Origin of the sequence: Streptomyces sp. WM4235 (assembly GCF_001279725.1) — a bacterium.
Lineage (GTDB): Bacteria > Actinomycetota > Actinomycetes > Streptomycetales > Streptomycetaceae > Streptomyces.
In genome coordinates, this window is sequence record NZ_LGDE01000002.1 from 52,886 (window position 1) to 65,236 (window position 12,351).

A 12,351-nucleotide genomic window follows, 5' to 3' on the forward strand; every position below is an offset into this window, starting at 1 on the left:
GGCCCTGACGGCCGTCCCCCAGGCACCGGCCGCGGCAGCGGACCCCGTGAAGCCCGATCAGGCTCCCCCAGCCAGGTCTCCCGGGTCACCGCCGCGGCCGGTTTCGCGCTTCCGCTCGTTCATGGAGGCGTAACACGCACGACCTCTTCGTCATCGGCGTGAAACACGCAGCTGCGCCGCCGGAAACCCCCCTGCGCGAATCTCAGGGCCAATAACCGGCCAGCCCCTTAACGCCGCTCAGGTTTTCACGATCGCCCGCACGCGAACGTACCGACGACGAGGAGACGCCGATGGCATCAGCCATCACGACCCTCGCTGCAGACGCCCCGACGCTGTCTGCCGCGAACACCGGGTTCATGCTCATCTGCTCCGCCCTGGTCATGCTGATGACCCCGGGACTCGCCTTCTTCTACGGAGGCATGGTCCGCGTCAAGAGCAGTCTCAACATGCTGATGATGAGCTTCATCAGCCTCGGGATCGTCACGATCCTCTGGGTCCTCTACGGATTCAGCCTCGCCTTCGGCACCGACTCAGGCTCCCTCATCGGCTGGAACTCCGACTACGTGGGCCTCAGCGGCATCGGGATCACCGAGCTGTGGGACGGCTACACCATCCCGGTCTACGTCTTCGCCGTCTTCCAGCTGATGTTCGCCGTCATCACCCCCGCCCTGATCAGCGGCGCCCTCGCCGACCGCGTCAAGTTCAGCGCCTGGGCCCTCTTCACCGCCCTGTGGGTCACCGTCGTCTACTTCCCCGTCGCCCACTGGGTGTGGGGCGCGGGCGGCTGGCTCTTCGAACTCGGCGTCATCGACTTCGCGGGCGGCACCGCCGTCCACATCAACGCCGGCGCCGCGGCCCTCGGCGTCATCCTGGTCATCGGCAAGCGCGTCGGCTTCAAGAAGGACCCGATGCGCCCGCACAGCCTCCCCCTCGTGATGCTCGGCGCCGGCCTCCTGTGGTTCGGCTGGTTCGGCTTCAACGCGGGCTCCTGGCTCGGCAACGACGACGGCGTCGGCGCGGTCATGTTCGTCAACACGCAGGTCGCCACCGCCGCCGCCATGCTCGCCTGGCTCGCCTACGAGAAGCTGCGCCACGGCTCCTTCACCACCCTCGGCGCCGCCTCCGGCGCCGTCGCGGGCCTCGTCGCCATCACCCCGTCCGGCGGCGCCGTCTCCCCGCTCGGCGCCATCGCGGTCGGTGTCATCGCCGGTGTGCTGTGCGCCATGGCCGTGGGCCTGAAGTACAAGTTCGGCTACGACGACTCCCTCGACGTGGTCGGCGTCCACCTCGTCGGCGGCATCGTCGGCTCCCTGCTCGTCGGATTCTTCGCCACCGGCGGGGTCCAGTCCGATGTGGCCGGCCTCTTCTACGGCGGCGGCCTGGAGCAGCTCGGCAAGCAGGCCATCGGAGTCTTCTCCGTCCTGGCCTACTCTCTCGTGGCGTCCGCGATCCTCGCCTTCCTCCTCGACAAGACGATCGGAATGCGGGTCACCGAGGACGTCGAGGTCTCCGGCATCGACCAGGTCGAGCACGCCGAGACCGCGTACGACTTCAGCGGAGCCGGCGGCGGAGCCTCGCGCGGAACCGCCACCCCCGCTGCCGCCGCGACCAAGAAGGTTGACGCATGAAGCTGATCACCGCGATCGTCAAGCCCCACCGGCTCGACGAGATCAAGGAAGCCCTCCAGCGCTTCGGGGTACAGGGACTCACGGTCTCCGAGGCCAGCGGCTACGGCCGCCAGCGTGGCCACACGGAGGTCTACCGCGGCGCCGAGTACACCGTGGACCTCGTACCGAAGATCCGCATCGAGGTGGTCGTCGAGGACGACGCCGCCGACGACGTGATGAATGTGCTCGTCACCGCAGCCCACACCGGCAAGATCGGTGACGGCAAGGTGTGGAGCGTCCCCGTGGACTCGATCATCCGGGTCCGCACCGGCGAGCGCGGCGCTGACGCGCTCTAGGCGACGGGAGACCCTGGGTGACGAGTGTGGACGCGACCACGACCGAACCGGCCGGCTCGGGACCCAGCGGTTACGCCGCGGCCCGGCTGCGACTCCTCCAGGAGGAGTCGCGGTCCGGGCCTTCCCGGCGTTCCGCCCTGGCCGCACTGACCGACGACTGGCTGCGGGCGCTCTTCGCCCGAGCCGTGCGGGAGACCGGCGTACGGGGCGCCTCGCTGGTCGCCGTCGGTGGCTACGGACGCGGCGAACTCTCCCCGCGCAGCGACCTCGACCTGCTGCTCCTGCACGACGGCAAGGCCGACCCCCGCGCGCTGAGCGCGTTGGCCGACCGCCTCTGGTACCCCGTGTGGGACCTCGGCGTGGCCCTCGACCACTCCGTACGGACCCCCGCGGAGGCCCGCAAAACGGCCGCCGAGGACCTCAAGGTCCACCTCGGACTGCTCGACTCCCGCCCCGTCGCCGGGGACGCCGGACTCCTCGCCGGCCTGCGCACCTCCGTGCTGGCCGACTGGCGCAACCAGGCCGTCAAACGGCTCCCGCAACTGGACACCCTGTGCCGCGAGCGCGCCGACCGGGCCGGCGAGCTGCGCTTCCTGCTCGAACCCGACCTCAAGGAGGCACGCGGCGGCCTGCGCGACATCACCGCGCTGCGGGCCGTCGCCGCGTCCTGGCTCGCCGACGCCCCCCGCGAGGGACTCGCCGAGGCCCGACGCAAGCTCCTGGACACGCGCGACGCCCTGCACCTGGTGACCGGCCGGGCCACCGACCGGCTCTCCCTCCAGGAACAGGACCAGGTCGCCGAGCGGCTCGGCCTGCTCGACGCCGACGCCCTGCTGCGCGAGGTGTACGAGGCCGCGCGGGTCGTCGCGTACGCCGGGGACGTCACCTGGCGGGAGGTCGGCCGCGTGCTGCGCGCCCGCTCCGCCCGCCCCCGCCTGCGCGGGCTGCTGGGGAGCCGGGGCCCGGCCGAGTCGGCGCGCGCCCCGCTGGCCGAAGGGGTCGTGGAATCCGACGGCGAGGCCGTGCTGGCACTGGCCGCGCGCCCCGAACGGGACCCGGTGCTCGCGCTGCGGCTCGGCGCGGCCGCCGCGCAGGCCGGCCTGCCCGTGTCCCCGCACTCCGTGCGCCGGCTCGCTGCGCAGGCGAAGCCCCTGCCCGTGCCCTGGCCCGCCGAGGCCCGCGAACAGCTCCTGACACTGCTCGGGGCAGGGGAGCCCACGATCGGAGTGTGGGAGGCCCTCGAAGCGGAAGGCCTGATCACACGACTGCTGCCCGACTGGGAACGGGTCCGGTGCCGGCCGCAGCGCAACCCCGTGCACACCTGGACCGTGGACCGGCACCTGGTCGAGACCGCCGTCCGCGCCTCCGAGATGACCCGCCGGGTGAGCCGCCCCGACCTGCTGCTGATGGCCGCGCTGCTGCACGACATCGGCAAGGGGTGGCCCGGCGACCACTCCGTCGCCGGCGAGACCATCGCCCGCGACGTGGCCACCCGCGTGGGCTTCGACGCCCGGGACACCGCCGTCCTCGGCGTCCTCGTCCGCAACCACCTCCTGCTGATCGACACCGCGACCCGGCGAGACCTCGACGACCCCGCCACCGTGCGCTCCGTCGCGCAGGCCCTCGGCTCCACCGGCACCCTGGAACTGCTGCACGCGCTCACCGAGGCCGACGCCCTCGCCACCGGACCGGCCGCCTGGAGCGCCTGGCGCGGTTCCCTGGTGGCCGACCTCGTCGCCCGCGTCGCGGCCGTCCTGCGCGGCGCGCCGCCCGCCGCCACCGAACCGGAGATCCCCTCCACCGAAGCGGAACGCCTCGCGGTCGAGGCGCTGCGCACCGGCGAACCGGTCCTGGCGCTGCACGCCCGCCAGGAGGAGGACGCCGTCGGCGTCGAACTCGTCGTCGCCGTCCCCGACCAGCCCGGGGTCCTCCCCGCCGCGGCCGGCGTACTGGCCCTGCACCGGCTGACCGTACGGGCCGCCGACCTGCGCTCCCTGGAGCTGTCGGACCTGCCGGGCGAGGTACTGGTGCTGCGCTGGCGGGTCGCCGCCGAGTACGGGGCCCTGCCGGAGACGGCACGACTGCGGACCGACCTGATCCGGGCGCTGGACGGCTCCCTGGACGTTCCGGCGAAACTGGCCGAGCGCGAATCGGCCTACCCCAGGCGGCGCGGAGTGGTCCCGCCCCCGCCCCGGGTCACCGTGATCCCGGACGTCTCCTCGCTGGCCACGGTCCTGGAGGTGCGCGCACCCGACGCGGTCGGCCTGCTGCACCGCATCGGGCGGGCGCTGGAGTCCGCGGGGGTCCGTGTCCGCAGCGCCCACGTCTCCACGCTCGGCGCCAACGCGGTGGACTCCCTCTACGTGGTCGACGCCGACGGCAAACCCCTGCCGCCGGCCCCGGCGGCCGCGCTGGCCGCCGAGGTGGAGGCGGCGCTGCGCTGACACCCGCTCGCCGCCGCCCTCGCCCGAGCCCTCGCCCGAGCCCTCGCCCGAGCCCTCGCCCGAGCCCTCGCCCGAGCCCTCGCCCGAGCCCTCGCCCGAGCCCTCCGCGGGCCCCGGCAGGGGCCGCGCGACGCCGCCGATCGAGCGCATCGCCCCTGCTCCCCGCCCGTGCGCCGGCGGGCCCCCGGCCGCTTGGGACGGCCGGGGGCACATCCGTCCCGAGGCCCGATACCCTGGGGGGCGACCACACGCCCCCGACCTGAGGAATCGCGACCACCGTGTTCGATACGCTTTCCGACCGCCTTGCCTCGACTTTCAAGTCCCTCAGGGGCAAAGGTCGCCTCTCCGAGCAGGACATCGACGCTGCGGCGCGGGAAATCCGTATCGCCCTCCTCGAGGCCGACGTCGCCCTCCCGGTCGTCCGCTCCTTCATCGCGAACGTCAAGGAGCGCGCCCGCGGCGAAGAGGTCTCCAAGGCCCTGAACCCGGGCCAGCAGGTCCTCAAGATCGTCAACGACGAGCTGGTCTCCATCCTCGGTGGCGAGACCCGGCGGCTGCGCTTCGCCAAGACCGCCCCGACGGTGATCATGCTCGCCGGTCTCCAGGGCGCCGGTAAGACCACCCTCGCCGGAAAGCTCGGCCTGTGGCTGAAGGGGCAGGGCCACGCCCCGCTCCTCGTGGCGTGTGACCTCCAGCGCCCCAACGCCGTCAACCAGCTGTCCGTGGTGGCCGAGCGCGCCGGCGTCGCCGTCTACGCGCCGCAGCCCGGCAACGGCGTCGGTGACCCGGTCCAGGTCGCCAAGGACTCGATCGAGTACGCCCGTACCAAGCAGTACGACGTGGTCGTCGTCGACACCGCCGGTCGCCTCGGCATCGACCAGGAGCTGATGCGGCAGGCCGCGGACATCCGTGACGCCGTCAGCCCCGATGAGATCCTCTTCGTCGTCGACGCCATGATCGGCCAGGACGCGGTCAACACCGCGGAGGCCTTCCGCGACGGCGTCGGCTTCGACGGTGTCGTGCTCTCCAAGCTCGACGGCGACGCCCGAGGCGGTGCCGCGCTCTCCATCGCGCACGTCACCGGCAAGCAGATCATGTTCGCCTCGAACGGCGAGAAGCTCGACGAGTTCGACGCCTTCCACCCCGACCGCATGGCGGGCCGGATCCTCGACATGGGTGACATGCTCACCCTGATCGAGCAGGCCGAGAAGACCTTCAGCCAGGCCGAGGCCGAGAAGATGGCGGCCAAGCTGGCGAAGGGTCCGAAGGAGTTCACGCTCGACGACTTCCTGGCCCAGATGGAGCAGGTCCGCAAGATGGGCTCCATCTCCAAGCTCCTCGGCATGCTGCCGGGCATGGGTCAGATCAAGGACCAGATCAACAACATCGACGAGCGCGACGTGGACCGCATGGCCGCGATCATCAAGTCGATGACCCCGGCCGAGCGCCATGACCCGCACCTCATCAACGGCTCGCGCCGCGCCCGTATCGCCAAGGGTTCCGGCGCCGAGGTCAGCGCCGTGAAGTCGCTGGTCGAGCGCTTCTTCGAGGCCCGCAAGATGATGTCCCGCATGGCCCAGGGCGGCGGGATGCCCGGCATGCCCGGCATCCCCGGGATGGGTGGCGGCCCCGGCCGGCAGAAGAAGCAGATCAAGCAGGCCAAGGGCAAGCGCAAGAGCGGCAACCCGATGAAGCGCAAGGAAGAGGAGGCCGCGGCCGCGGCCCGGCGCGAGCAGGGCCCGCAGGCGGCCGAGCCGGCCGCCGGTGGCAACCCGTTCGGCCTGCCGGCCGGCGGTGCGCAGCCCGGCCAGGACTTCGACCTCCCGGACGAGTTCAAGAAGTTCATGAAGTGACCGCCTGACGGCACCGCGCGACGCGTACGAGGAGGGCCCCGGCCGGGGATGCGGCCGGGGCCCTTCCCTGTACCAGGGCCCCGGCGTACCAGAGCCCCGGCCGTCGGGGCGCAATGATCAGGTATGTCGCTTATCGTCGGGCGGGAGGACGGCAGAAGGAGGCCCCGTGCCCAGCCCCACCCCCGCACCGCCGCGCGACCGGGCCGACACCCCCTGGCGCTCCGAGGGCGCCCCGCCCAGCCCACCGCCGCCGAAGCGGGGGATGCCCGGCGGTTGGCGCGGGCTGATCCTCACCGCGCTGGTCCTCTTCCTGCTGACCAACCTCGTGCTGTCGTTCTTCAACGAGGGCGACGAGCCGACGATCTCGTACACGGAGTTCAGCAAACAGGTCGCCGACGGCAACGTCTCGAAGATCTACTCCAAGGGCGACGCCATCCAGGGGCAGCTGAAGAACAAGCAGCCCGCCCCCGACGGGGACGGCGACTACACGAAGTTCGTCACCCAGCGGCCCGCCTTCGCCGACGACCAGCTGTGGTCGAACCTCACCGCCAAGGGCGTCACCGTCACCGCCTCCCCGGTCGTCGAACAGCGCAGCTTCCTCGCCAACCTGCTGATCTCCCTCGCGCCCATCCTCCTGCTCGTCGTCCTGTGGATGTTCATCGCCCGACGGATGGGCTCAGCCATGGGCGGCATGGGCGGGCTCGGACGCAAGGCGCCGCCCAAGCCCGTGGAACTGGAGACCGGCGCCAAACGCACCACCTTCGACGACGTGGCCGGCATCGACGAGGTCGAGGGCGAACTGAACGACGTCGTCGACTTCCTGAAGAACCCGCAGGAGTACCGCAAGCTGGGCGCCCGCATGCCCGGCGGGGTCCTCCTCGCCGGCCTCCCCGGCACCGGCAAGACCCTGCTGGCCCGAGCCGTCGCCGGCGAGGCCGGGGTGCCCTTCTTCTCCGCCTCCGCGTCCGAGTTCATCGAGATGATCGTCGGCGTCGGCGCCTCCCGGGTACGGGAACTCTTCTCCGAGGCCCGCAAGGTGGCCCCCGCGATCATCTTCATCGACGAGATCGACACCATCGGCCGCGCGCGCGGCGGCGGCGCCGCCATGGGCGGCCACGACGAGCGCGAACAGACCCTCAACCAGATCCTCACCGAGATGGACGGCTTCTCCGGCTCGGAGGGGGTCGTCGTCCTCGCCGCCACCAACCGCGCCGACGTCCTCGACCCCGCCCTGACCCGCCCCGGCCGGTTCGACCGCACCGTCGTCGTCTCCCCGCCCGACAAGGCCGGCCGCGAGGCGATCCTGCGCATCCACACCCGCGACATCCCGCTCGCGCCCGGTGTCGACCTCGCCCAGGTGGCCCGTACGACCCCGGGCATGACCGGCGCCGAACTGGCCAACCTGGCCAACGAGGCGGCCCTGCTGGCGGTCAAGCGCCGACAGGACGCGGTCACCCAGTCCGACCTCTCCGACGCCCTGGAGAAGGTTCAACTCGGCGCCGAACGGCCCCTGGTCATGCCCGACGAGGAGCGCCGCCGCACCGCCTACCACGAGAGCGGCCACGCCCTCCTCGGCATGCTCCAGCCGGGCGCCGATCCCGTCCGCAAGATCACCATCGTGCCGCGCGGCCGGGCGCTCGGCGTCACCCTCTCGACCCCGGACGCCGACCGGTACGCCTACACGGAGGAGTACCTCCGGGGCCGCGTCATCGGAGCGCTCGGCGGAATGGCCGCCGAGCAGGTGGTGTACGCGGTCATCACCACGGGCGCGGAGAACGACCTCGAACAGGTCACCAACATCGTCCGGGGCATGGTGGGCCGCTGGGGCATGAGCGAGCGGATCGGCCGGCTCACCGCGATCCCGGCGGACGCGCAGAGCCCCTACGGCCTCCTCGCGGCGCCCGCCACCCTCGACGCCGTCGACCACGAGATGCGACGGATCGTCGACGAGTGCTACGAGGACGCCTGCCGACTGCTGCGCGAGAACCGCGACAAGCTGGACGCGCTCGCCGAGGCGCTGCTCGCGAACGAGACCCTGGACGAGCCCGCCGCCTACGCCGCGGCGGGCATCGCGCGCCTCCACAAGTAGCCGGGACACACGATCCGGCCCGTTAGGCCGTCCGGGCGACCACGTACCGGAAGATGTTCGGCAACCAGACCGACCCGTCGGCTCGTTCGTACGGGTGAAGCGCCTCGGCCAGTTCCTTCTCGACCTGGGCCGTGTCCGCGTGCTCGTACATCCCGGTCGACAGCAGCCCGCGCACCGCGCTGTCCACGTCCGCGTACCCGAACGGGCAGAACACCCGTCCCGACCCGTCCGGCACCAGTCCGGCCGACGCCACCATAGCGTCCAGGTCCCGCGGGGCCGGCCCGCCGCCCAGTACGGCCGGCACCGTGCACCGCTCCGCCGGACCCCAGTCGGCCAGCACCACCACACCGCCCCGCCGCACCGCGGACAGGGCGGCCGTCAGGTCCCGCGGGCGTGGCGTGAAGGCCAGCACGACGTCGTACGGACGCGCCGGCGACGCCGGGGGAGCGGCGACCACCTCCAACAGCCGCTCACGGGCCAGCGCCCGGCGTGCCGGGTCCGCCTCCACGCCCGTGGCCAGGGCTCCCCGCCCCGCGGCCAACAGCAGGGCCAGCCCGGCCCCGCAATCGAGGTCCAGCAGCCGGTCGCCCGGCCCGACCTCCAGCCGTTCGTAGACGGCCTCGTACAGCGGTACCAGCATCCGTTCCTGGATCTCCGCCCAGTCCCGGGCGACGAGCGTCGCCGTCGGCGTCGGTGTCATCGAAAGAGCGCTCCTGATTCCTTTGTCGCCCCCTGGCCCCCGTTGCCAGGGAACTCCCCATTCGCCCCCGCGTCCAGAGGAACGAGCCACCCGATTCACGCATCGCGTGCCCGGCGCCGTACCATTCGCGCCATGGCAAAGGCACCCGTTCTCACCCCCCAGGCGGAGGATTTCCCCCGCTGGTACCAGGATCTGATCAACAAGGCCGAGCTGGCCGACAACGGTCCGGTACGCGGCACCATGGTCATCCGACCGTACGGCTACGGGCTGTGGGAGCGGATGCAGCAGGAGATGGACGCGCGCATCAAGGACGCGGGCGCCCAGAACGCGTACTTCCCGCTGTTCATCCCGCAGTCCTACCTGACCCGGGAAGCCGAGCACGTGGAGGGCTTCGCCCCCGAGCTCGCGGTCGTCACGCACGGCGGTGGCAAGGAACTCGACGAGCCGGTCGTCGTCCGCCCCACCTCCGAGACGATCATCAACGACTACTTCTCGAAGTGGGTCCAGAGCTACCGCGACCTGCCCCTGCTGATCAACCAGTGGGCCAACGTGGTCCGCTGGGAGATGCGCCCGCGCGTGTTCCTCCGTACGAGCGAGTTCCTCTGGCAGGAGGGCCACACCGCCCACGCCACCTACGAGGACGCCCGCGACTACGCGGCCCGCATCCACACGGACGTCTACGGCGATTTCATGACGAACGTGCTCGGCATCGACGTCGTGCTCGGCCGCAAGACCGCCAAGGAGCGCTTCGCCGGCGCCATCAACACCCTCACCCTCGAGGGCATGATGGGCGACGGCAAGGCCCTCCAGCTGGGCACCAGCCACGAGCTGGGCACCAACTTCGCCAAGGCCTTCAACACGCAGTACCTGTCGAAGGAAGGCAAGCAGGAGCTGGTCTGGCAGACCTCGTGGGGCGTCTCGACCCGCATGGTCGGCGGCCTGATCATGTCGCACGGCGACGACAACGGCCTGCGCGTCCCGCCGCGCCTCGCGCACGTCCAGGTCGTCGTCATGGCGATCAAGGGCGACGAGGCCGTGACCAAGGTCCGCGAGCTGGGCGCCCAACTCAAGGCCGCCGGCATCCGCGTGCAGGTCGACGACCGCGTCGACACCCCCTTCGGCCGCCGCGCCGTGGACTGGGAGCTCAAGGGCGTACCGGTCCGCATCGAGATCGGCCCCCGCGACCTGGAGGCCGGCACCGCGATGCTCGCCCGCCGGATCCCGGGCGGCAAGGAGGCCGTGCAGATCTCCGCGCTGCTCGACCTGCTGCCCAAGGTGCTGGAGGAGGACCAGGCGCAGCTGCTGCGCGAGTCCCGCGAGCGCCGCGAGGCCCGCACCTCCGACGTCGCGACCATCGAGGAGGCCGCCGAGGCCGCCATCGCCGGTGGCTGGGCGCGCATCCCGTGGGCCGACCTCGGCCCCGAGGGCGAGGCCAAGCTGGCCGAACAGGCCGTCTCCGTACGCTGCCTGATCGCCCCCGACGGGTCGGTTCCGCAGGCGGACGACGCCCCGGGAACCCTCGCGATCGTCGCCCGCTCGTACTGATCCACCGACCCGCCCCCGGGCGTGCGGCCCCGCGCCGCGCGCCCGGGGGCGGCTGTCGTTGGGCCTCGTTACGTACCGACTCCTCCGGGGATATGCGCACCCGTCCTCGTCAGGACGCATGAGACTGAACTGACTGGTACGTGCAAAAAATTTGGAATGGCCCGGAATCGGAACACCGGGGCACCCCGGCTCGTTGTCACGACGTGAGCACGACACCACCTGTTCTCGCCGCAGAGCTGGCGCAGGCGTGGGCCGATATTCAGCGGTACCACCCCGAGCTGCCTGACCTTGCCGCGCCCGAGTCCCTGATCGGAGAGTCCTCGTCCGCCTGCGGCGCCGAGCTCTCCTTCGAGCGACTGCTGCACGAGGCAGTCCACGGCATCGCAGCCGCCCGTGGAGTCCGCGACACCTCGCGGGCCGGCCGCTACCACAACCGCAGATTCCTCGCGATCGCCGAGGAGATGGGGCTGGACCACTCCGAGGAACCGCACGCCAGCAGCGGCTTCTCCCTGGTCTCGCTCAACCCCGAGGCGAAGCGGCGCTACCGCCCGACCATCGAGCGGCTGCACCGCGCGCTGAAGGCGCACACGGTCGCCACCGCCGCCGACACCAAGCGCAGCTTCCGCGGGCCGGCCGCCCGTCACGGCTCGTCCGGTGGCGGTGTGCGGGTCAAGGCGGTCTGCGACTGCGGCCGGAACGTGCGGGTCGTCCCGTCCGTCCTGGCCCAGGCGCCCATCGTCTGCGGGGGCTGCATGAAACCGTTCCGCATTCCCGAGGTGGCCGTCTCGGCCGCCGCCTCCTGAAGACACCCCCCGGGCCCGTACGGGCCCGGTACGGCCTCCGCCCGGTGGCGGCGGCATCGGTGGTGCGCGTCCGCGTGCCACCGATCACCGCTCCCCGAGAGGAAGCGCCGCAGGCATGTGGCACAATGGCTAGCTGTACTCGACAGTCGCATAGGACCCCTCTCTCCTCCGGCTGACGCGTCCATCGGGCACCCGAGTACCGCAACCCCACGTGGCATCTCATGTGCCCAACCACGTCAAGTTCAGGAGACACCACTCCAGTGGCAGTCAAGATCAAGCTCAAGCGCCTCGGCAAGATTCGCCAGCCGCACTACCGCATCGTCGTCGCCGACTCGCGCACCCGCCGCGATGGTCGTGCGATCGAAGAGATCGGTCTGTACCACCCGACGTACAACCCGTCGCGCATCGAGGTCAACGCCGAGCGTGCGCAGTACTGGCTCTCGGTCGGCGCCCAGCCCACCGAGGCCGTGCTCGCCATCCTGAAGCTGACCGGTGACTGGCAGGCGCACAAGGGCCTCCCGGCCCCCGCGCCGCTGCTGCAGCCGGAGACCAAGGAGAGCAAGCGCCGCACGTTCGACGAGTTCGCCAAGGCCCTCGAGGGCATCGGCGAGACCAAGGGCGAGGCCATCACGCAGAAGGCGAAGAAGGCCGACAAGAAGGCGGACGAGGCTGAGGCCACCGCCGAGTCGACCGAGGCCTGAGCATGCTCGAGGAGGCTCTTGAGCACCTCGTGAAGGGCATTGTGGACAACCCCGACGAAGTGCAGGTCGCCTCGCGCGACCTGCGCCGCGGGCAGGTGCTGGAAGTCCGGGTCCACCCGGACGACCTGGGCAAGGTGATCGGTCGCAACGGCCGCACCGCACGTGCTCTGCGTACCGTCGTGGGCGCCATCGGCGGCCGGGGGATCCGCGTCGACCTCGTCGACGTGGACCAGGTCCGCTGAGACCTGTCCGT

General features: G+C 71.6%; 10 protein-coding genes. 9 read left to right on the top strand and 1 reads right to left on the bottom strand.

Going from position 1 to position 12,351, the window contains the following annotated elements; translation table 11 throughout:
* The first annotated feature begins 290 nt into the window (after positions 1-290).
* The 5 genes from ADK55_RS01380 to ftsH all read left to right on the top strand — a co-directional run bounded on the left by ADK55_RS01380 (position 291) and on the right by ftsH (position 8,349).
* The gene (locus ADK55_RS01380) at positions 291-1,628 is read left to right on the top strand and encodes an ammonium transporter (protein ID WP_053675122.1); all 1,338 of its coding nucleotides are present in this window, start codon (positions 291-293) and stop codon (positions 1,626-1,628) included.
* On the top strand, positions 1,625-1,963 hold the full coding sequence (locus tag ADK55_RS01385; RefSeq protein WP_053675124.1) for a P-II family nitrogen regulator: 339 nt from the start codon (positions 1,625-1,627) through the stop codon (positions 1,961-1,963). Before ADK55_RS01380 ends, ADK55_RS01385 begins: the two co-directional genes overlap by 4 nt.
* A gap of 17 nt (positions 1,964-1,980) precedes the next feature.
* The gene (locus tag ADK55_RS01390) at positions 1,981-4,407 is read left to right on the top strand and encodes a [protein-PII] uridylyltransferase (protein ID WP_053675126.1); all 2,427 of its coding nucleotides are present in this window, start codon (positions 1,981-1,983) and stop codon (positions 4,405-4,407) included.
* Positions 4,408-4,685: 278 nt separating this feature from the next.
* Positions 4,686-6,260: a signal recognition particle protein gene (gene ffh / locus ADK55_RS01395; RefSeq protein WP_053675127.1), complete on the top strand. Its 1,575-nt coding sequence runs from the start codon at positions 4,686-4,688 to the stop codon at positions 6,258-6,260.
* A 166-nt stretch (positions 6,261-6,426) separates the two neighbouring features.
* Positions 6,427-8,349 (top strand): ATP-dependent zinc metalloprotease FtsH, encoded by a 1,923-nt coding sequence (gene ftsH / locus ADK55_RS01400; protein WP_053675130.1) that lies wholly within the window; start codon positions 6,427-6,429, stop codon positions 8,347-8,349.
* A gap of 22 nt (positions 8,350-8,371) precedes the next feature.
* On the opposite strand, the gene ADK55_RS01405 is transcribed toward ftsH, so the two are convergent.
* Positions 8,372-9,049: a hypothetical protein gene (locus ADK55_RS01405; RefSeq protein ID WP_053675132.1), complete on the bottom strand. Its 678-nt coding sequence runs from the start codon at positions 9,047-9,049 to the stop codon at positions 8,372-8,374.
* A gap of 132 nt (positions 9,050-9,181) precedes the next feature.
* Between ADK55_RS01405 and proS the strand changes: the two genes are divergently transcribed.
* From proS to ADK55_RS01425, 4 genes are all read left to right on the top strand, one after another.
* Positions 9,182-10,594, top strand: a complete 1,413-nt coding sequence (proS, locus tag ADK55_RS01410) for a proline--tRNA ligase (RefSeq protein WP_053675134.1) — start codon at positions 9,182-9,184, stop codon at positions 10,592-10,594.
* A gap of 203 nt (positions 10,595-10,797) precedes the next feature.
* A complete protein-coding gene (locus ADK55_RS01415; protein WP_053675136.1) occupies positions 10,798-11,397 on the top strand; it encodes a hypothetical protein in 600 nt (199 codons plus the stop codon).
* 260 nt (positions 11,398-11,657) lie between these two features.
* A complete protein-coding gene (rpsP, locus tag ADK55_RS01420; RefSeq protein WP_053675137.1) occupies positions 11,658-12,098 on the top strand; it encodes a 30S ribosomal protein S16 in 441 nt (146 codons plus the stop codon).
* A 2-nt stretch (positions 12,099-12,100) separates the two neighbouring features.
* A complete protein-coding gene (locus tag ADK55_RS01425) occupies positions 12,101-12,340 on the top strand; it encodes an RNA-binding protein (protein ID WP_030708535.1) in 240 nt (79 codons plus the stop codon).
* The last annotated feature ends 11 nt before the right edge of the window (positions 12,341-12,351 follow it).